This window comes from Rhodobacter sp. 4.3.4, assembly GCF_058724655.1.
The window spans coordinates 1025001-1045514 of sequence record NZ_CM178967.1 but is presented as its reverse complement, the minus strand read 5'-3'; the positions used below and the strand labels follow the sequence as shown (position 1 = coordinate 1045514).

Here is a 20514-nt window from a genome sequence, read left to right as displayed (position 1 = left end):
CAAATGACTTCTGCCTCCGTCGACCCCTCCGTCTACGTCCCCCACGACGCCAAGGCCAACGGCGCGTTCTACACGCCGAACGCAGTGGTGCGATCACTTGTTTCTTGGGCTGTGAAAGACGAAACAGACAGCATGCTCGACCCATCCTGCGGAGATGGGCGCTTCCTGATGGGACATGTGAATGCTGTCGGCGTCGAGCAAGATCGGCACTCTGCAGCCGTTGCCAAGGTAAACGCACCCGGCGCACTCGTGCACGAAGGCGATTTTTTTCGCTGGGCCGCACATACCGAAGCTCGGTTCGAATGCGCGGCTGGCAACCCGCCCTTCATCCGGTATCAGAATTTCAAAGGAGACGCGCGCAGCGCAGCCCTTGATCTGTGCGTCCGTCTTGGCGCGCGCTTCAGTGGGTTAACCTCGTCTTGGGCCCCATTCCTCGTGGCCGCGGGCAGCCTGGTGAAACCGGGGGGACGGATGGCCTTCGTGGTCCCGGCGGAAATCGGACATGCTCCTTATGCCGCGCCGTTGATCGAATGGCTCTGCACGCGTTTTGCCCACGTACAGGTGGTCGCCGTTCGCGAAAAGCTGTTCCCCGACCTATCGGAGGACTGCTGGCTCCTGTATGCGGAAGGTGCAGGCGGACGAACCGAGCGTATAGCAATGACTGTTATGCCGCGGTTTGCCGCGTCTAATGCCCCCCCCGCGGCGACGGTGCAAGTGCCATTGGTCGAGTGGCGGACGAAATGGAACCTCCGACTGCGCCCATTTCTCTTCTCGGCCGCAGCGCGCAAACTCTACACTGAGTTGACGGAACACCCCGGCACACGCCGACTTGGCGATCTAGGATCCGTGGGAATCGGCTATGTCAGCGGTGCGAACGATTTCTTCCACCTGCGTCCCTCGGAAGTGGAGCAATGGCGCATTCCGCTTGCACTGCTGCAACCGGCAATCCGCAATGGCCGCATGCTGCCCGCAGAGGTGTTGAACCGATCCACTCTCAACCGACTTGTTCGGGCTGATGCGCCTATTCATCTCTTGCGCCTGCACCGAGGTCAGGACCTTCCTATTGAGGTGCTTCGCTACCTTGACAGTCCAGCGGGCCAAGAGGCCCGGACGGCTTACAAGTGCCGCACGCGCGAGCCTTGGTACGTGGTGCCGGACGTAAAGGTGCCACACTATTTTCTAAGCTACATGTCGGGCAGATCGGTAGGCCTCGTACGCAACGATGCCCGCGCGACTTGCCCAAACACGTTGCACTGCGTGACCCTTAGGGATCAGCAGGATATGGCGGCAATTAGCGCCGCGCGCGCGACACCCCTCTTCCAGCTCTCCTGTGAAATCGAGGGACACCCCCTTGGCGGAGGAATGCTGAAGCTGGAGCCGCGAGAAGCCGCCCGCATCGCGATACCGGACGAAGCGGCCTTGGCGGAGCTCGATGCGGACCTTGCGCAGGAAACCGTCACCGAATTGCAGGTCTGGCGTCACTACGGCTCCGATCCGCGCCGACCTCTGAGCTGAGAACTTCATCATGGCGACAAGCAAGTCACTGAAAGCTGAAGCGTGGCCCCTCTTCGACTATATCGTCGCCGCTGCGGCACCGGAGGGCGAACATAGCAATCCATGGAATAGGTGCGAAGATGGCCAGCTCATCTTCTCTCCAGATTACGACGTCCTGACGAAACTGCTCGGTGTCCCTTTGCACCTGAGCGCGACCACGCAGTCCGGGATACCCGCCCTCGCACTCGATGTCTGGCTTAGTTATGAGCTTCGCCGAGCCGGTTTCGTCGCGGATCAGGTCTGGCCACGGCCGGAGCATCCGCGCATCCTGCCGCTGTCGGTGGTGAAACTTCTCGAAGCGCTTCCGAAAAGTGAGCGAGCCAGTCTTGAAGCACGCATTGCGAAGAACGGAGCGATCCCAGGCGTCACATCGGCCAGCGCATCCATCCTGGGAAAGAACTACCTCAAGCAAGTCGACGTCATCATGACGGATTGGGCGACGGGTCCAGAGCTGCTCATCTCGACCAAGCGCATGGATTCTTCGTTTGGAAAAAATGCGCCGAACAGGATCGAAGAATCCTATGGTGATGCGAAGAACCTGCGCCTCAGGCATCCGATTGCCGCGCTCGGCTTCATGTTCGGCCTGCGCTCTACAATCCTTAAGGAAGAGCCGGATACTGCAGAGTGGCTATTTGACCAGATCGGCAAGCTCGGAAGGGAGGACGACGCATACCATTCGACCTGCGTCGTTCTGATCGAGTACGGAGATGATGTCGCCGCGACTGACAACGGCTCCGAGCCCGAAGACAAAATCGAAGAGCCGGGCCCCGTGGACGACGATAACGCGCTGCCTGAAGCCGAAAGCGGATCAGTCGAGGAAGCGGTCGCGAACCTGCCGAAGGTCAGGATATGCGGGGACCGCGTCCCAAATAACCTTGACCCCGCCGCGTTTCTCAGCAAGCTGGTGATGCATGTTCTAAGCAACACCCCGGTGAACATGCACGTCAAAGCGAGGCGTTTGCGAGCGGAAAAGTGACCGGATCGAACGCGCGCCGAAGACCGTCTCTGAACATCTCCGCAATTATGATTGCCATTGGCGTAAAGCGGTTGGACGTCGGTGCGGCACGGCAATCGCAGCTAACCCGGGATAGCGGACGCTGGTGCTGACCGGAGCCGCCAACCAAGCTGAAACCACCTGGCGGGCGGAAATGCTTGGATTGGGCGGGTGCAGCGGCTTGATATGGGGGAACGGTGTGTCTCCTACCGCTGCCTTGTTCCGACGGATCAGAAGCCATACTTCTCTCGGCGAAGATTGAACGCTGCAGCGCCACCTTCCATGATGCGCTTGATGGCCTCACGGACATCAGGAATGTCAATGGCGCCCTCTCCGGCAATCTTGCCGCCGGACTGATCTCCAGCCTTCCGGTATTCGCACCAAGCGACTAGCTCTGCGTCCCCATTGACGACCAAATTGGCGTTGTGGCTGACAAAGATCAGCTGTCGCCGCTTTTTGGCTGCCCATATTTGTTCGACGATTTCCTGCATGACGGGATTGTCGAGATCTTCTTCCGGTTGGTCAATCAGAAGGGGTGGCCCTGCTTGGTTCAGTAGCGTACGCAAGAGCGCCGTTGCCTGTTGTCCTGACGAGGCATTGGGAAAATTGATGTATTCTCCCTCGCGTGAGCGGTACTCGAAATGAGGCTCGCTCTGGATTTCGGTCAGGGAAAGCGCCAGCCAATCGTCTGAGCTCAATTTGCGCGCAAGCTTGTCGCAATCGCCTCTAGTCGCGCCCGCGCCGGTGAGAAAAGGGGTTTCGGGAAGGTGCTCGGTTGAATCCTTTTCTGGATCAAAGTTCGCCAAGGTCTCAAGGTCTTCAAGTGTGCCGAGCCATGAGCGGTGAGGATCGTCCGCCGTAAGGATGGCTTCGGCGATTAGTTCGATTCGATCCTTGCGGATTCCAGACCCGCTTAGCCGTTCTCTCAGCAAATCGGAAAAAGCATCTGCATTTGAATACCTGCGAACAATTGCGCGGATTGCGGCGCCGGATCGCTCAGTCAGGGCCTCGCATTGTCCCTGGATAAGGTTGTCGCGCTCGGCTCTAAGCTCATGCAGCTTTTTCTGCTCGGCCTGATAGGTTTCCCCGGCTTTCTGGAGAGAAATAAATTCGTCCGACAGCCGGGTATCTTCTTTCTGGAGAGAAGCGACCTTTGCTTCCAGCGCCTTCAGTTGCTCCATCCGGTCACGGTGCGCGGATGATTTTCCGACTGCGGAGGAGTAGGCCCGGCGGTATGCCTCAAGCTGGACGCTCCATTGCGACCATTTGCTGTCATCACGCTCTGCCAGAATATTATTGATGCCGGACAATGCCTCGCGCAAAGCTTCCGTGATTCCGGTAGTCCGTGCTTCATACTCGGCAAATAGCTCTGCGAGCAGTGCCTTTTCGGGAAATTCGTCGGGCAGCCCCGCGAGGTCGCCGCGGGTTTCGCCGCTGAGTAGTTCGAGCAGCTGAACGATCCGACCGCCGACGTCTTGCATGCGTTGCTTGCGAGCTTCAACCGCTTGGTCGGCGCCGTCATAATGCGAGCCAAGATTCAGAAGACTCCGGTCATCGTCCGATAAGCCGCCGAGCGATGCGCGAATGCTGTTCGCCTGCTCCTGGTAGGAACGGATCTCAAGAGCAAGCCGGCCAATATCCCTTTCGATATTTTTCTGGCGCTGCCTCGTGGAATAACTTTTGCGCAGCTTTTCGCTCTGTTCCCCCATCTGCCGTTCGAGCTGCCCGAGTTCAGCTCGGATGGGGGCGGTGATAAACCTTGCAAGCTCGTCCAAGCGAACACTGACATTGCTGAGTTGCTTCTGGCTGTAGGCTTGCACAGGCAGCAGTGTACGCACCTCATTCTCGGTGCAGGGCCGCAATTCATCGTCGCCGACCTTGATCTGGACGGTGCCGTCTTTACTGGCCCTTCGCACAAGATGCGGTACGCCGTTAACGATGAAAGCAACATCAACGGTCGCGCCAAGAGGCTTGAGCGTTCCCTCGATCAGTCGCGCACGACGCGCCTGATAGTCGGGAGTGTCATCGCCGCTTCCAGCCGGAGGCTGGTCGCACAGTGCCCACCGCAGATATTCAAGAATTGTAGACTTTCCAGTGCCGCGCCCTCCGATCAGCGCATTGTACTGGGGATTGAATGAAAGCTCTAGGGGACCAAGAAACGAACTATTCTGTACACTGATCGACGTAATGACTACCGAAGGAACGCTTGGCTCCTTGTCGGAAATCCGCGATTCCTGCGCAAGGCATGCCTGCCGCAGCGCTTCTGCCGTTGGACTGGCCCATTTGATCCAGGAAGTGTGCTTGCCGAGGTCATTGTGATCTTCCCGGCGGTTGTCGGAAGTTTGGATGCAGGCGATGCGCTTATGGCCCCAAGCCTTATCTCTCCCGGCGAGAATACTGATTATACCCGGCTTCAGCTTGTCCTTTGAGCCGTCCAGATATCCACCCACGAAGGGCATATCCTTGTATTTCGGCGCCATGCCGTTTCGAAGCAAAGAAAACTGACCTTCGCCGGTCACATTCGGAAGGACGATATAGCGGTCCCTGAGCCAGTTGTGTTCGTCCAATTTTGACTTTAGTGACTTAAGCGAGTCGATGTGCTCGAGGCGTTCCGTCTGGAGTGTCTTTGCATCTCCTGCCGGAGCAGGCGTGATTGTCAATGCTGTCAAAACGGCATCAAAACGATTATCCTCGAATTCGGCATCCAGAATCAGGATTGCCTGGCACGGTACTGCAAGTGTCAGCTCGATTCCGGGAAAGACAATAATACGATCGCGCGCCTGCAAGGGGTTACCGTTTATATCCGTTTCCTGCGCGGCAGCCTCTCTGACATACGGTATGAAGGCCATGTCGTGGTGATCGGTGATGGCAATGGCGTCCAGACCTTTCTCGCGGCACGCCGCGATCAGGGCTGCGGCATACTCGGCCCGGTCTTCGGCACTGACGCGCGTCTGACCTGTCCAATTGCGATCCCGCGGGCTATGAACCTGAAAATCGCAGCGGTAGAAGTGCGCGCCCTTGTCTGCGCTGTTTGTAAACTCGCCCATGTTTCCCCACCTCTGAAAGCCTCGTCGCTAGGCGACGCAATAAAAGGTCAATCGAAATAATTGCAGGCATCGCCCTGCACTCTTAGCTCCACCCACTAAATGCCAGCGTAGCGTTTTTGAATCAAGGCAGGTTATCCTGGCGACCGTCCGCCTTTGCTCGACGATGAAGCCTTCGCAAGATGCTGAGGCTGCAACGTTGCGCTGCCGTCAGGCCGCTTCGCCACACGCCTCACCACCTTCCCCTCACGTGAGGACTGCGAGGTTGCGGGCGAAGCTTAAAAGCTTCGTCCTGCATTGCTGCCATCGTGGCCCAAACTCTGCTGCGGTGCCAGGCGATCGTCAGCTTGCGTGGACGTGGCCACACCGCATAGTTTGAGGACGACCGGCGGCTCAGGGCCGAGCGCGCGGATCGGGCCGTCGCCTGCGCAAGGGACGGGAAGCCGACTGCAAGTTCGCGGCATCGCACCCGAACGAAATCTGCGACAGTTGCCGTTCTTGACCGCCTCTGAGGCGCCTGCGATGCGCTGAGCCCTTTAACTGGGCGGGGCAGTTCATTCATGTAACGCCGTTCGCGCGGCGGATCATCACGGCCAACTCTCCGATACGGGCCCTCAAATCGAGAATGCCTAAATCAGCGGGTTGCCTACATACGTGCAAAGCCGCACCGACTTTGTCCCCCTTGGTGTAAACCTCAGCCCCAGCCGATTTCGCTTTTTTTCTGACAAAGTAGAATGCGTGATCAAACTGGCCGACTTTGTCCGGTCTCTGATAGATTGTAGGATGACAGGCTTTGAGGGCTTCCTGCAGCACAGTGGCATCTACGTAGTTTTCGATTTCCCGTCCTTTGGTTATCCAAACAACACATTCGCTGTCTTTCATTTCCTCTCGAAGTCGCTGGGCAGCGGGCTTAAGCGCAGCTCGCGGGCTGCTCTTATCACTATCGATCACAATAGCTAGATTTCGGTTCAGTTGCCGTAGCTTGATAAACTCTTCCAGCGCATTGTCATTTGCGCTGAGGTGCCTGATCAAACCGCCTCCATAAAACAAAATACTGTAATGTATGCCCTCGATCATTTCCGGCACCATGTCCTGCAGCCAATGGCGGATGTAAATGCGATCTGATGGCCCCTCCACCCAAACGACAGCGTTGGCCTGAACGATGTCCGATGCGCGGTATCCAAGTTCATCAACTACGCGGCGCTGATCTGATTTAAGGACGGCGCTTTTGATGTAGGTTTGGCTGCCATCGTTGCGTACGTGAAACACCGACGCTCCTGGTGTGTCGATAAAGGCCGCAGAGTGCGTCGCAATGAAGTATTGGTTGGTCGTGTGTTCTTGGAGATACCTGACCAGCTTGCGCTGCAGGACTGGGTGAAGATGTATCTCCGGTTCCTCGATGCACATGATTCTGTTCTGGTGGATCGTGCAAAATGCCGCGATCAAGATCACCTCATGAATGCCCGTTCCTAGCGAGGAAAGGGGAAGCACCTTGTCATCCATGTGGACCAAAAGGTGCTGTCTTCCGCTTGGCACCTCCAGTTCAGCGTCCGCCTTGCCCGTGACCACACGCAAAAATTCATTGATCTGGTCGAAGGTTTTTTTCTTTCTCTTTCATGGTGGTCAGGGTTTTGCAGTTCTGCGAGATGGTCGATGAGCCCTTTCCCAGTAAGGTCATCAAAGGTCTCATCTCTCGGGCCAAGTTGTCGCTTCGCTGGTATCAACATACTTTCAGGAAGCCTCACTTGCGAAGACTTTGCGAGTTGGGTCAATGTTTCCGGAACCCAATATTGCATTAAACCGCCGCCGTTGCTCCCAGTAAGGGCGCTCCATAAATCATACCAAGCGGTTTCATTCACCCAAGTGGCTGCCTCCTTGATATCCGGCAAGTGCAGAAAACTACCTATCTGGGCGTTTCCTGTCTGTTTGAGCCACAGATGGTCATTGACGATCAGATGATGTAAAATCCGTTTGGCAGTTTCCAAGCGGTTAGTGCTGCCAATAGGGATTTTTGACAACTTTTCTTGGAGACGCAACAATGCGACGGTAGCAGGCAAACCTACAGCCGCCATAAAATTACCCGTGGTCGACCCTCGATATTCATCTACACTAGAGTTCAGCGATCTCGACGCCGTGTCGCCTTGGCGAAAGGGAAGACGTTCGCTGAGGAAGTTTAAAACGATGGACTTGCCAGCGTTGTTGGCTCCTATGAAAAAATTCACATCGGAGAACGGAGCGACAAATTGCGTCTCAGGGCCGATGCCCTTGTAAAATTGCAGTGCTATCGCGTTGAGATAGATAGGCATGACGAATATTCCCATGTGCCGCAGCCACCTTCTTGGCCGACCTTGAAGCAAAAAGACCATATCAGGAAGGAGTTCCGCGAACTCTTTAGGTGATGTACGGTACGAGAAACAACAGTTACATACGTCACGAAAGGTGCATTGGCTTGACTGGTGGCGATGGGACGGCGCGCGCCTCACGCTGCGCAACGCTCACACGGCAGCTTCGCGGCATGCGCCGGGAGGGCCGACCGCCGGTTAAGGGCCGACTGTGTCGGCCAAGGGCCTTACTCGCGCCCCCTCCTCTGGTTCCTCTTCAGCCCTGGACGTATGCGGGGGGGCGCAGCGCGGCGGTTCGCTAGCGTGAGGCATTTTCACCGGGGAAGCCAGGCGGAAGCCACCTCGCGCTCTGACGCCGGAATTTGTGAGTCAGATCAGCGGCTTGCGAAATCACGATCTGGCCGGGGTGGATTCCCGGCGGGAAGCCAGGGAAGCCACCTCCGGGGAAGCCAGATGGCGGGAAGCCACCCCTGGAAGCCAATTCGTTAGAAGCTGTTGAATCCGCTTTACTTTTTCAGTTGACAGACCTGCCCCCATTGACCTACCCCTTGATCATCGAAGAATTGCGCCCGGAGGCCCCCCCTCGCGGGCGCTTGTCATTTCCCCTCCCCCACATCCCGAGCCCCGCCCCATGGACCTCGTCTTTGCGCCGAGCCAGATAGAAACCTGGCCGATTGCCCGGCTGCGCCCATATGCCCGCAATGCCAAGATGCATGGCGACGACCAGGTGGCGAAGATCGCCGCGAGCATGGCCAAGTTCGGCTGGACCGTGCCCTGCATGGTGGCCGACGACGGCGAACTGATCGCGGGCCACGGCCGGGTGCTGGCCGCCACCATGCTGGGGCTGACCGACGTGCCTGTGATCCGGCTCAGCCATCTCGACGAGGCCGAGCGCCGGGCCTACCGGATCGCCGACAACAAGCTGACGGAACTGGGCGAATGGGATGAGGCTGTGCTGCGCGACGAGATCGCGGGGCTGCTGGCCGAGGATTTCGACCTGACGCTGCTTGGCATCAGCGACGATGACCTCGACGCGCTATTACGAGATCCGGAGGCGCTGGGCGGCGATGGCCCTGTCGAGGGCGAGGACGATGTGCCGGAACTGCCGGTCACGCCGGTGTCGGTGCCGGGCGACCTCTGGCAACTGGGCGCACACCGACTGATCTGTAGCGACAGCACCGCCGCCGATGTCGTTGGGCGCCTGCTCGGGGATGTCCGCCCCCTGCTGATGGTCACCGATCCGCCTTATGGCGTGGAGTACGATCCAAGCTGGCGCAACCAGGCGGGCGCGGCCAAAACGAAACGCACCGGCAAGGTGCTGAACGACGACCGGGCCGACTGGCGCGAAGCTTGGGCACTGTTCCCGGGCGACGTCGCCTATGTGTGGCACGGGGCGCTGCATGCGGCGACAGTGGCCGATAGCCTGGCGGCCGCGGGTTTCGCCATCCGGTCGCAGATCATCTGGGCCAAGGACCGGCTGGTCCTCAGCCGCGGCGACTATCACTGGCAGCACGAACCTTGCTGGTATGCCGTGCGTGCCAAGGGCAAAGGCCACTGGGCCGGGGACCGCAAGCAGACGACGCTGTGGCAGATCGCCAACCGGGATCAGGACGCCGAGACCGTGCACGGCACGCAGAAGCCGGTGGAATGCATGCGCCGCCCGATCCTGAACAACTCCAGCCCCGGTCAGGCGGTGTATGAGCCCTTCATGGGATCCGGCACCACTCTGATCGCGGCCGAGACGACGAGGCGGGTCTGCTTCGGGGTCGAACTGAACCCCGCCTATGTCGATGTCGCCATCGAGCGCTGGCAGTCCTTCACGGGTCAGGAGGGCGGTGGGCGAAGGCGGGGTGAAGATCGGCACGCTCGATCCGGTGGAATTGGGGCGCATCGGCAATCCGTTTGAGGGCGCGGCTTCCGCCGCGGGCACGGCGGCCGCCGATGCCTTCTCGGCGGCGCACGCGCGGAGTTACATCGAACCGCCCGATCTGGGCCTTGGCACCATGGCCGATGAGGCCCGCTCCCGCGCCGAGGCCTATCGCGAGGCCTCGGGCATGCTTTCTGACGCGGCCGGGCGCCCGCTTGCCTCCTGGCAGGCGCTCAAGGATGCCGTGACGCGCACCGGCACCGATGCGGAAACGGCGCTGACCGGGGCAACCGGCGCCGCCGACGGGCTGACTTCCGGCCTCGACGAGACCGCCGAGGCAGCGCGGGGCGCCGGTGGCGCGGCGCGCGCGGCAGGCACTGCCGCCGCTGAAGGGGCGGAACGGGCGGTGCCGCTCTGGCGTGCCGCGAGTGATGCGCTCGCCGATTATGCCGCCAAGGCGCGCGACATCGGCGGCGATATCGGCAACGCGCTCGTCGGCGCCTTCTCCTCGGCCGAGGAAGCCGTGGGCAGCTTCGTGAAGACCGGCAAGCTCGATTTCCGCGATCTGATCACCTCGATGATCGCCGATCTCGCCAAACTCGCGGCGCGGCGCTTTGTTCTGGGCCCCCTCGCCAATGTGCTTTCCGGTGCGCTGGGCGGCGCCGGTGGGATCTTCGCCAACATCCTGCACGCGGGCGGCACGGTCGGTGCCGCGGGCCAGGGCCGGATGATTCCGGCGCTGGCCTTCGCCAATGCCCCCCGAATGCATTCCGGCGGCTGGGCCGGGCTGCGCCCCGACGAGGTGCCCGCCATCCTGCAGCGCGGCGAGCGGGTGCTGTCTCGGCGCGAGGCGGCGGCGACCGACAGCGCCGCCACACAAACCGTCAACGTCACGATCATGGCGCGCGATGCGGAGAGCTTCCGCCAGTCCCGCACACAGGTCGCCGCCGATATCGCCCGTGCCGTCTCGCTCGGACGAAGGGGGATGTGATGGCTTTTCACGAGATCCGTTTCCCCGATGCGATCAGCCGCGGGGCGCGGGGCGGCCCGGAACGGCGCACCCAGATCGTCGAACTTGCCTCGGGCGCCGAGGAGCGCAATGCCAGCTGGGCCAATTCGCGTCGCCGTTATGATGTGGCCTATGGCATTCGCCGTGCCGATGATCTGGCGGCGGTCGTGGCCTTCTTTGAGGCGCGGAACGGCCGTCTTTATGGCTTCCGCTTCAAGGACTGGGCCGATTTCAAATCCTGCCTGCCGTCACAAACTCCGGGCCCGACAGATCAACTGATCGGCACCGGCGATGGCAGTACGACTCAGTTTCAGCTGACGAAGCGCTATACCTCCGGCGCGCAGAGCTGGACGCGCGCGATCACCAAGCCCGTCGCCGGGTCGGTCACCCTTGCCCTGAATGGGGTGCCGCAGCCCTCCGGCTGGTCGGTTTCGCCCGCAACCGGCCTCATCACTTTCGCCAGCGCGCCCGCCGCGGGCGTCGCCCTCACCGCGGGCTTCGACTTCGACGTCCCCGTCAGCTTCGACACCGACACGCTCGACATCACCCTCGATCTCGAACGCCTCGGCTCGATCCCCTCCATCCCCCTCACGGAGATCCGGCCATGAATGATGACACGAGCTTTGTCAGCGCCGCGCTGCGCGATCTGCTCACCTCGACCGCGGTGATCCTCGCCGCCTGGGGGGCGCTAGGCGGCGCAACGAACGCGCTGACGACCAAGATGCGCCTGCGCGATGCGCTGCGCCACATCCTTCTGGGCGGGCTGATCGCCGCGGGGATGGGAAGCCTCTCGATGGCGCTCATCACCGCCTGGCTTGCCCTGCCGCCCGAGGCAATCCCGGCCGGGGGTGCGGCGGGTTCGGCCGCCTATCTCGTCGGCGTCTTCGGCCCGGCCTTCATCGAGGTCGCCCTCGCCCGGCTGCGCGCCCGGAAGGGAGACGACGCCGATGCATGAGCTCCTTCGCCGCGCCCGCGTTCTTCGCTGCGATGCCGCCGATCCGGGCCAGGCCTTCCGCCATCGCCTGCGCATCGGCGTGATCGTCGCGGCGCTGATCGTCCTCGTCTCCACATTCGGTTGATCCCATGCACATGACGAACCGGGGGCTTCTGGCCCTCGCCCGGCACGAGGGCATCGTGCCCGGGCCCTATCTCGATGTCCGCAAGATCTGGACCTTCGGCATCGGCCACACCGCCGCGGCGGGCCCGCCCGACCCAGCACAGATGCCGCGCGGCCTGCCTGCGGATGTCACCGCCGCGATCCGCGAGGCCTTCCGCCTTTTCCGCACCGACATCGCAGCCTACGAGGCCGCGGTCTTGCGCGCGGTGCAGGTGCCGCTTGCCCCGCACGAGTTCGATGCGCTGGTCTCGTTTCACTACAACACCGGTGGCATCGCCAAGCCCAACATCTGGACGCAGCCGAAGGCTGGCCAGCGATCCACGACCGCACATATCTTCAATCGAACATCGCAGGTGGCGAAGGCTTCGACTGGTTCTATGCCAGCGCCGCGGATCGTTCGGCGCAACTGCGCACGCCCATCACCGACGGAGCCGCAGACAAGCCGTGGGTCTTCCGCTTCAAGGATCTCCGCGCCTGGTGGTCGAATGCGCATTTCAACCGCCCGGGAGGGGTCGAGAGCGGCCCGCCCACGGCATGGGTGCCGCAATCGAAGCCGATCTGGTTCACCGAACTCGGCTGCCCCGCTATCGACCGCGGCACGAACCAGCCGAACGTCTTCTTCGACCCGAAGTCGTCCGAGAGCGCCACGCCGCATTTTTCCCGCGGCTGGCGCGACGATGCGCTTCAGCGCGCCTATCTCGAAGCGAGCTATCTCTGGTGGGGAACCCCAGCCAATAACCCGACGTCGTCCGTCTTCGACGGCCCGATGGTGCATGTGCCGGAATGCGCCGCCTGGACCTGGGATGCGCGACCCTATCCGTTCTTTCCCGAACTGACCGGCGTCTGGACCGATGGCGCGAACTGGCGGCTTGGTCACTGGCTCACCGGACGGCTCGGTGCCGTCTCGCTCGCCGCCCTCGTACGCCACCTCTGCCTGCGCGCTGGGCTCGCGGAAAGCCTGATCGATGTCTCCGGCCTCTGGGGCGCGGTGGAGGGCTATGTGATCGGGGCCCTCGAAAGCCCGCGCGCCTCGATTTCCACGCTGGCCCGCCACTTCGGCTTCGATGCCATCGAGACGGAGGGAGTCATCCGCTTTGTCATGCGCGGCCGCGCGTCGGTCGCCACGCTCGTCATCGACGATCTGGTCGCGAGCCGCGAGGGCGAGGCGTTCGAGCTGACACGCGGCCAAGAGACCGAACTTCCCCAAGCCCTGAAGTGGCAGGTCGCCCGCGCCGACGAGGACTACGACGCGGCACAGGTCGAGGCCCGGCGCATCACCGTCGACACCACACGCATCGCCTCGGAAAGCTTCCCGATGGCAATCCCGCCCGAAGAGGCCGAACGCCGCTGTCGCCGCGCACTGATGGAAGCATGGATCGGCCGGGAAAGCGCCACCTTCCGCCTGCCACCCTCGCGACTGGCGCTGGACCCGGCCGACGTGATCCGCCTCGCACACGACGGCCGCGAGGTAGAATTCCGCCTCACCTCCATCGCCGATGCCGAAGCGCGCGGCATCGAGGCGGTGCGCCAGGACCGCGCCGCCTATGACCTGCCGCCCGGCGATCCCCGGCCCGCGAATGTTGCGAGCCCCGTCGTCTTTGGCACACCGGAAGTGGTGATGCTGGATCTGCCGCAGATCAGCGAGGATGTGGCCGCGCATCGCCCCTGGATCGCCGCTCATGCCAGCCCCTGGCCGGGCGAGATCGCGGTGTTTCGCAGTGCATCCACCGACGGGTTCAACCTCCTGACGACCTTCGGCACCCGCGCCCGGCTCGGCACGCTGGCCTTCGATTTCTTTCCGGGGCCAACCTCGCGCTTTGATCTCGGCAACGCGCTGGTGATCGATCTGCTGTCGGGGACGCTGGAGGCTGACCTCGGCCGCAGTGGCAGACTCGGTCGCCGACCAGCGCTCCGCAGGCTGGGCCTGCTGGCGCGGCAATGCGGCGGGCCTCGGCGGCTGGACATTCGTGACGCGGATATCACTCACGACCCTGCAGGCGACGGGCATGGGGTTCTTTGGCCTTTACGGATCGACGGCCGCGCTCGCAACCACGCTGACGCTCGCCACCGCCATCACCTGCATCGGCATCGGTTTCCAGCGCGGGACGCACACCCGCTGGCAGATGGTGACGAATGATGCCTCGGGGGCACCGACGCTCACCGACATGGGCGCGAGCTTCGCCATCGCCACCGGCGGCGTGCTGACCTTGTTCATAGCGGCACCGCCCAACGGAAGTTCCGTCTGGGTGCGCATGGTCGACGAAGTGTCAGGCGCGGTCTTCGAGCAGGAGATCACCGCCGATCTGCCCGCGAACACGCAGTTCCTCTCGCCGCGGCTCTTCCTGAACACCGGCGCCACGGCCGCCGCCGTCGCCTACGACTGCGCCGGGGTCTATCTCGAGACGGATTACTGAGGACGATCTTGCAAAACGGGCCGGGCAGCACCGGTCGGGAAGCGCCAACGCCTCGACCGGCCGGGCGCACCCGGCCCGCCTCGCAGGTTCACGGTTTCAAGGAGCTGCAGGGAATCGCTGCCCGGATACGGGGCACAGATCCACCGCCGCTGTCGCGCGCCGAAATGGGCACAAATGTGCACTCGTCTCGCTTTTCCAAGGAACCAAGTTCTTGCGACGACCAGGCAACAATGATCTCTGAGGTTGGCGCGTCAACTCGGCAACGCCATTGCATCAAGCGGGCACAGGACCCGGCTCAGAATGCGATCCACCAATTCGGCGCCGTTGGAGATGTCGAAGCTCGCCGTTTCCAAAACCGTTTTCTGATCCGTCACCCGGAACCGCGCGCGGATCCCCTCTGCGCCGCCGAGGGCCATATGGTGGGGATAGAGCAGCGTCAGCCGCGGTGCCTTGTAGAGGTGGGCATAGGCCATCATCTGATAGACATCCGCTTGGGACACGCCCTGCTTCGGATCGTCGATCCGGTCGGAAATCCGCTTCCACTTGGTGTCGATCACATGGGCAACCTGACCAGCGCGCCAGATCAGAATGTCGGGCTTGGTCTGGAACACCGCTCGATCGTCATCAAGTGACGTCAGGCAGAACAAGCGGCCACCCTGCAGCGTCACGCGGAATTCGGAACCCGCCAGCGCCCGCGTCACCAGACGGCCGATGTACTCCTCGAAGAGCGCGTTCATCTCGAACAGCAGGGCTGATCCCTGCCCTGGCCCGGCGCTTGTCGTCTGGCATCGGTTGCGCAGGAACAGCTGAGCCATTCCAAAGAGTTCCTGCCAGGCGTTGTTCGTGCGGTCGATGACGACGTCGTCCCACCGCAGGGCGGGGATCTGCACCTCCGCCACCTCGGCATAGACGAAGGCCAGTTCCCGCAGCCGCTGCACGTTCGTCGCATTGCGCGACATGCGCGCCAGATGTGCGATGGTCGCCTTGATGATGCGGTTGAGGGCGATATCCTCGGACAACTCGTCATAGCGGCACGCCAAGCGGCCCGGGTTTGCAAGATGGCGGGTGAATTGGCGCGGAATGTCGAGCGACCCGCGCAAGGTCGGCAGGTCATCGTCCTGGAGGGTGTAGCGCCGCGGCATGCCTCGGCGAACCGCCTCGGTCAGCTTGTCGCAAAAGACACGGATCAGGATTTCCAGCAGCGTTTCGCGCTGCCAGTCGAGGTCGGTCATGCGTCCGGTCTGGATCTTCAGGTCGAGCGCCACCGCGAGCATGTGGACAAGGCGCTTGCGAATTTCGCGCGTCTCTTGGGCCGAGCCTTCCTTTTCACCGACGTCGATCTTCGGCAGGATTTCGAGGGTGCAGCCGGGCACCGCCAAAACGCCGACCACCCCGCGCGCCCGCAGGTCATCGCGGCGATCCTCCAAAACGCCACCGCCGCCACGCCCGGCGAAGGGGGATGCCTTGGCCAGTGCCACAAGGCGCTGGGCCAGATGCGGCGGAATACACCCTTCCCCATCGCCATGGGGCAAGGCCTCCCATTCGCGAACGGAGTAGGCGGGCATCAGGCCGCGAACTCGGAGAAGTCGAACTGGTCCTTCACCCGCCAGCGCAGTCGCTCGCCACTGAAATCGTCGGCGGCAATTCCCGGCGGCGTGGTCAGGCGGCGCGCCTCCAGAAACCGGGACGGGCCCTGCGGGCCATCGCCCAGAACGGCGGCAACCTTCGACCAATCCTCGTAGAAATATTCGGACAGGAGGGGAATGACCTTGTGCCGCATGACGCCCTCGACGTCCCCGGGCGATTTGCAGCCGGTGAAATAGGCGTGCCCGATCTGGTGTTCGCGGTCGAAGATATACTCGATGCGGTCGTTGATCGTGGCCAGCAGCTTCTGCAGGTTGATCCCGCCGACATTCGGGGACAGGACTGAGGGGTTCGGCATCAGTTCCTTGAACGTGAACCGACGGCGCAGGGCGGTATCCAGGAGCGCAATCGAACGGTCGGCCGTGTTCATGGTGCCGATGATGTGGAGGTTCTGCGGCACCCCGAAGCGCTTCTTCGAGTAGGGCAAGGTCAGCTGGATTTCGTCGCACTGCCCGAGGCGCTTGTCCGGTTCCAGGAGCGTGATCAGTTCGCCGAACACCTTCGAGATGTTGGCCCGGTTGATCTCGTCGATGATCAGCACGAAGGGATCCGCGACAGCATTCGCCGATGCCGACCCGCTGTTCACGTAGCGTTCGAGCGCAGGCAGATGAAGATCGTCCTGAACCAGCGGATACAGCGTCAACTGAACGAACTGGCGGCGGTAGATCTCGGAAACCGGAATGCCCTCTGGATCGCTCCAGAGCCAACGCACGGCGCGTCGGTGTCCAAAATCGCCTTCGGAACGCGGATGGAACTCATAGTCGCCGGTCACTTCGCCAATTGCGCGCACCAGCAGGTTTCCCTTGCTGACAACGAGAATATCACCCTTCCTGATTCTGTTGCGGAAAGTATCCGTCATCCGCACACTGGCAGATGACGCTTTGACATCCGCCCAGTCTCCACCCAACGCCTGCATAGCTTTCAGGATTTGCGCGGGATCAGAGTACTTCGCCTCGGACCAGTCCTGATCGGCAAACCCGAAGATAGCGTATCCGCCCGACAGTGCCTGCCCGAAAAGCTGTGCATCCTGAGGCAGTCCCACGTTTCCCAACGACATTTTGAAAACCTGTCGACCGCTCAGTCTGACCGCCTCCGCGTCATCGACATGCCCGCGGCTGGTTTCTGCGCGACGCGAGATTCGCTGAAACAATCCAGCGACGGGTTCGAGTCGAAAGCCCGTCGTTCCATCTGCTGACATTTCAGGGTCAACACCGGGTCTCAGCCCCTCGACAAATTCCTCATAGGACATTGACTGGTGAAAGGTGACGAACTCGATCCGGCCCTCGGACATCAAGCGCCGGTATTCCGCCATCAGTCGATCCCGGTTCTGTGCGCCGGAAAGCTCGGCAGCAACAGCATCGCCCAAGCAGAGACGAACCGCCTCCCACGCCGTCTGGTAGGTCTTGCCGGTGCCGGGAGGTCCGTAAAGGATCAGGTTGGTCGTCTCGATTTGTGGGGCATGCGCCATGGACGGATTCTTCGCCTTTCCGTCCTGCGTCAGGACAAAGGTATACTCGGTCGTGGTGCTGCGCTCTGGCCCGGATCGCGTGGGCGCCGGGACCGAGGCCAGCTTCTGGAACATATCGCCTTCCAGAGCCTGACAGACATTCGCCCAGTTCTTCACAAGGCCCGACATGTCGTGCAGGTCACCGGCGCGGATGGTTACCGAGGTAAGTCCGGCCTCTCGGGCGGGCTCGATGAAGTAGTTGAGAGCCACAAGACGCGCGCGTTCCGCCCCGCGCATCAGATGTGTGTGCTGGTCGGGTAGCGGCAACGGCGCGTCATGCTGGTCGACGATGACGTAGCCCGCAGCATGCAGTCTTGCGGCCGCGTCCGTCGGTTGGCTCCATCCGCCGTTGAATGTGCTGGCGGCCTTGCCCAAAAGGTACCCGACAATCGGCTTCGTCGGAAAGCGCTTGTCCTCGCGCGGGCGGCTGGACCGCACCCAATACTCTGATGGCGCGCCGAAGCTTGAGAACGCATCAGCATGGGCACCGGACGTGCGGAACCTTTCGAAGGCGTCCATCGCGCCTTCGATCCGGTCGCGAGAGAAGGCGTCATCCTTGCCGTTGGCCCCCTTGCGCACAATCTGGTACCCGAGAGCCTCAAGTTTGGCGAAGGATTGCGCCTCTCCGAAGCCGTTGAAGAATGCCTTCGCTGCGAGGGCGCGGCCATCGGGAAGATGCCCCAAGGCTGCTGCGACGGTGGCTTTCGCGGGATACGACTGCTCCTTGCCTTCATCGCTGACCCAGACCTGCGGGCTGGCAAAGCCACCACGGTCCAGGAACGCCTTCAGGCCTAACTGATCACATTCCTGCATCGCCGCCTCGACTTCCTTGCGGGTGAGGCGGTCGACCAATGCCTGATGTTCTGCCTTGTCGGGCACATTGGACTGTTCTGTGAGAAAGGAATGGTACAGCTTCAATGCCTGCTGGAGGCTGGCGAGCCCCGTGCGCAAGACACCATCGATGGGGACTGGCGACGGGTTCGGGCGTTCAGCGCGTTCATCCTCGGCCGAATAGGCAAACCGGTTCAGGATGCTGTCCCGATCCTCCTGCGCGAACAACTGGTCGAGATCACCCAGATACTGCTCCACGCGCTTGGCGCTGCTCGCCCTCGACGAGGCGGTTGCCTCCGTCTGGCCCTGAGCGACAAGCCACTTCCGGAATTCGTCCTGTTGCATCGTATAGCCGCCCGCTCCGCCGAATGGTCGCGTTCCAAGGTCAGGAAGCCGAAGGCAAAGTCCGTCGTCGTCAATTCACCGTCTGGAACTACGGGCCGATGATGGCCGGAAGCGGGGAGGTGCGCAACTGCGAGTTGCTCGCCATTGCCTGCGCCTGCCCGCTTATGCGTTCTGGTGCGGTTTTTCTGGCTTGGTGTTGATGTGGCGTTGATGTAGGTGGGAACGTGGAAAACCCGACGGTTTGCGTCGGGTCCTAAGAGTCTGATATATTTGAGAGTATTGGTTGCGGGGGCAGGATTTGAACCTGCGGCCTTCAGGTTATGAGCCTGACGAGCTACCGGGCTGCTCCACCCCGCGTTAGTCCCGAGGGCTTTGTTTTGCGATCGGGGTATTTGGTATCGTTTTGAGAGAACGTTGGCTTCTTACTAGGTTTGGCGGTGACCTACTCTCCCACGTCTTGAGACGCAGTACCATCGGCGTGTTGGCCCTTAACGGCCGAGTTCGGGATGGGATCGGGTGTTTAGCCAACGCTATGACCACCAAACCGAGGAAGAAGCCATGTCCAAGTCGCGTATCAGGAGAAGCTCGCGTGCCGCGGATGCGGCCTCCGGCATTGCGCCTGCGCGGAGCGTTCTTTTCTAACCTTGTGTACACCTGCTTTTGATCATGAGCCTTGCTGCTACTGGATCAAATCAAGCCAATCGGGCAATTAGTACCGGTCAACTGAATGCATTGCTGCACTTACATCTCCGGCCTATCGACGTGGTGGTCTTCCACGGCCCTCAAGGGATACCTTGTTTTGAGGGGGGCTTCACGCTTAGATGCCTTCAGCGTTTATCCTGTCCGTTCATAGCTACCCAGCACTACCGTTGGCACGATAACTGGTCCACCAGTGGAACGTTCACCCCGGTCCTCTCGTACTAGGGGCAACTCCTCTCAAGTATCCTACACCCACGGCAGATAGGGACCGAACTGTCTCACGACGTTCTAAACCCAGCTCACGTACCTCTTTAAATGGCGAACAGCCATACCCTTGGGACCTGCTCCAGCCCCAGGATGAGATGAGCCGACATCGAGGTGCCAAACGATGCCGTCGATATGGACTCTTGGGCATCATCAGCCTGTTATCCCCAGAGTACCTTTTATCCGTTGAGCGATGGCCCTCCCACTTGGGACCACCGGATCACTATGACCGACTTTCGTCTCTGCTCGACTTGTCAGTCTTGCAGTCAGGCAGGCTTTTGCCATTGCACTCAACGACCGATTTCCGACCGGTCTGAGCCTACCTTCGCGCGCCTCCGTTACGATTTGGGAGGCGACCGCCCCAGTCAAACTCCCCACCATGCAGGGTCCCGGACCCGGATAACGGGCCGCGGTTAGACATCAAGAGTGCGAAGGGTGGTATCTCAAGGGAGCCTCCACCGAAACTGGCGTCTCGGTTTCAAAGGCTACCACCTATCCTGCACATCACAATCCTGATGCCAGTGCAAAGCTGGAGTAAAGGTTCATGGGGTCTTTCCGTCTAACCGCGGGTAGTGTGCATCTTGACACACAGTTCAATTTCGCTGAGTCCACGTTTGAGACAGCGGGGAGATCGTTACGCCATTCGTGCAGGTCGGAACTTACCCGACAAGGAATTTCGCTACCTTAGGACCGTTATAGTTACGGCCGCCGTTTACTGGGGCTTCAATTCGGAGCTTGCACCCCTCCTTTTAACCTTCCAGCACCGGGCAGGCGTCAGACCCTATACGTCGCCTTACGGCTTCGCAGAGCCCTGTGTTTTAAGTAAACAGTCGCCACCCCCTAGTTTGTGCCCCCCACCGATAGTTGCCTATCAATGGGGCCT

At 61.3% G+C, this 20514-nt stretch carries 11 protein-coding genes, 1 tRNA gene, 2 rRNA genes and 4 pseudogenes (1 of these 18 cut by a window edge); 10 read left to right on the top strand and 8 right to left on the bottom strand.

Features of this window, described 5'->3' with window-relative positions:
• Positions 1 to 3: 3 nt before the first annotated feature.
• Positions 4 to 1515 (top strand): N-6 DNA methylase, encoded by a 1512-nt coding sequence (locus tag AC4PTB_RS04985; protein WP_492191980.1) that lies wholly within the window; start codon positions 4 to 6, stop codon positions 1513 to 1515.
• 10 nt (positions 1516 to 1525) lie between these two features.
• Entirely contained in the window at positions 1526 to 2530 is a 1005-nt protein-coding gene (locus AC4PTB_RS04980) for a hypothetical protein (protein ID WP_492191979.1), read from the top strand.
• A gap of 248 nt (positions 2531 to 2778) precedes the next feature.
• On the opposite strand, the gene AC4PTB_RS04975 is transcribed toward AC4PTB_RS04980, so the two are convergent.
• The 3 genes from AC4PTB_RS04975 to AC4PTB_RS04965 form a co-directional block, all read right to left on the bottom strand.
• Positions 2779 to 5595 carry a TrlF family AAA-like ATPase gene (locus tag AC4PTB_RS04975; protein WP_492191978.1) on the bottom strand — a complete coding sequence of 939 codons (2817 nt, stop codon included), beginning with the start codon at positions 5593 to 5595 and terminating at the stop codon, positions 2779 to 2781.
• Between the two features lie 555 nt (positions 5596 to 6150).
• Positions 6151 to 7128 (bottom strand): ATP-dependent nuclease, encoded by a 978-nt coding sequence (locus AC4PTB_RS04970; RefSeq protein ID WP_492192582.1) that lies wholly within the window; start codon positions 7126 to 7128, stop codon positions 6151 to 6153.
• The gene (locus AC4PTB_RS04965) at positions 7062 to 7898 is read right to left on the bottom strand and encodes a hypothetical protein (protein WP_492191977.1); all 837 of its coding nucleotides are present in this window, start codon (positions 7896 to 7898) and stop codon (positions 7062 to 7064) included. Before AC4PTB_RS04965 ends, AC4PTB_RS04970 begins: the two co-directional genes overlap by 67 nt.
• 667 nt (positions 7899 to 8565) lie before the next feature.
• Here AC4PTB_RS04965 and AC4PTB_RS04960 point away from each other — a divergent pair.
• The 8 genes and pseudogenes from AC4PTB_RS04960 to AC4PTB_RS04925 all read left to right on the top strand — a co-directional run.
• On the top strand, positions 8566 to 9840 hold the full coding sequence (locus AC4PTB_RS04960; protein WP_492191976.1) for a site-specific DNA-methyltransferase: 1275 nt from the start codon (positions 8566 to 8568) through the stop codon (positions 9838 to 9840).
• Positions 9767 to 10792: pseudogene (locus tag AC4PTB_RS04955) on the top strand (phage tail tape measure C-terminal domain-containing protein); the annotation flags it as partial. The gene AC4PTB_RS04960 and the pseudogene AC4PTB_RS04955, both read left to right, overlap by 74 nt.
• Positions 10792 to 11418 (top strand): phage distal tail protein, Rcc01695 family, encoded by a 627-nt coding sequence (locus AC4PTB_RS04950; protein WP_492191975.1) that lies wholly within the window; start codon positions 10792 to 10794, stop codon positions 11416 to 11418. The pseudogene AC4PTB_RS04955 and the gene AC4PTB_RS04950, both read left to right, overlap by 1 nt.
• Positions 11415 to 11765 (top strand): hypothetical protein, encoded by a 351-nt coding sequence (locus AC4PTB_RS04945; protein WP_492191974.1) that lies wholly within the window; start codon positions 11415 to 11417, stop codon positions 11763 to 11765. The genes AC4PTB_RS04950 and AC4PTB_RS04945 overlap by 4 nt, the downstream gene beginning before the upstream one ends.
• A complete protein-coding gene (locus tag AC4PTB_RS04940; RefSeq protein WP_492191973.1) occupies positions 11758 to 11889 on the top strand; it encodes a hypothetical protein in 132 nt (43 codons plus the stop codon). The genes AC4PTB_RS04945 and AC4PTB_RS04940 overlap by 8 nt, the downstream gene beginning before the upstream one ends.
• A 4-nt stretch (positions 11890 to 11893) precedes the next feature.
• Positions 11894 to 12217 (top strand): annotated as a pseudogene (locus AC4PTB_RS04935) (lysozyme); the annotation flags it as partial.
• A pseudogene (locus tag AC4PTB_RS04930) lies at positions 12214 to 13797 on the top strand (baseplate megatron protein TIM-barrel domain-containing protein); the annotation flags it as partial. The pseudogenes AC4PTB_RS04935 and AC4PTB_RS04930, both read left to right, overlap by 4 nt.
• Positions 13787 to 14341, top strand: a pseudogene (locus AC4PTB_RS04925) (DUF2793 domain-containing protein); the annotation flags it as partial. The pseudogenes AC4PTB_RS04930 and AC4PTB_RS04925, both read left to right, overlap by 11 nt.
• A gap of 251 nt (positions 14342 to 14592) precedes the next feature.
• Here AC4PTB_RS04925 and AC4PTB_RS04920 read toward each other — a convergent pair.
• The 5 genes from AC4PTB_RS04920 to AC4PTB_RS04900 form a co-directional block, all read right to left on the bottom strand.
• Positions 14593 to 15906 (bottom strand): McrC family protein, encoded by a 1314-nt coding sequence (locus tag AC4PTB_RS04920; RefSeq protein WP_492191972.1) that lies wholly within the window; start codon positions 15904 to 15906, stop codon positions 14593 to 14595.
• Positions 15906 to 18668, bottom strand: coding sequence for a DUF8426 domain-containing protein (locus tag AC4PTB_RS04915; RefSeq protein ID WP_492191971.1), 2763 nt, complete (start codon positions 18666 to 18668; stop codon positions 15906 to 15908). The genes AC4PTB_RS04920 and AC4PTB_RS04915 overlap by 1 nt, the downstream gene beginning before the upstream one ends.
• Positions 18669 to 18948: 280 nt before the next feature.
• A tRNA-Met gene (locus AC4PTB_RS04910) sits at positions 18949 to 19025 on the bottom strand.
• A gap of 72 nt (positions 19026 to 19097) precedes the next feature.
• Positions 19098 to 19212: ribosomal RNA gene (rrf, locus tag AC4PTB_RS04905) — 5S ribosomal RNA — on the bottom strand.
• Positions 19213 to 19356: 144 nt separating this feature from the next.
• Positions 19357 to 20514 (bottom strand): 23S ribosomal RNA (locus AC4PTB_RS04900) (it continues 1677 nt past the right edge of the window).

Coding starts and splice junctions, on each gene's coding strand:
- AC4PTB_RS04985 (WP_492191980.1), top strand. CDS start 4: ATGACTTCTGCCTCCGTCGACCCCTCCGTCTACGTCCCCCACGACGCC.
- AC4PTB_RS04980 (WP_492191979.1), top strand. CDS start 1,526: ATGGCGACAAGCAAGTCACTGAAAGCTGAAGCGTGGCCCCTCTTCGAC.
- AC4PTB_RS04975 (WP_492191978.1), bottom strand. CDS start 5,595: ATGGGCGAGTTTACAAACAGCGCAGACAAGGGCGCGCACTTCTACCGC.
- AC4PTB_RS04965 (WP_492191977.1), bottom strand. CDS start 7,898: ATGCCTATCTATCTCAACGCGATAGCACTGCAATTTTACAAGGGCATC.
- AC4PTB_RS04960 (WP_492191976.1), top strand. CDS start 8,566: ATGGACCTCGTCTTTGCGCCGAGCCAGATAGAAACCTGGCCGATTGCC.
- AC4PTB_RS04950 (WP_492191975.1), top strand. CDS start 10,792: ATGGCTTTTCACGAGATCCGTTTCCCCGATGCGATCAGCCGCGGGGCG.
- AC4PTB_RS04945 (WP_492191974.1), top strand. CDS start 11,415: ATGAATGATGACACGAGCTTTGTCAGCGCCGCGCTGCGCGATCTGCTC.
- AC4PTB_RS04940 (WP_492191973.1), top strand. CDS start 11,758: ATGCATGAGCTCCTTCGCCGCGCCCGCGTTCTTCGCTGCGATGCCGCC.
- AC4PTB_RS04920 (WP_492191972.1), bottom strand. CDS start 15,906: ATGCCCGCCTACTCCGTTCGCGAATGGGAGGCCTTGCCCCATGGCGAT.
- AC4PTB_RS04915 (WP_492191971.1), bottom strand. CDS start 18,668: ATGCAACAGGACGAATTCCGGAAGTGGCTTGTCGCTCAGGGCCAGACG.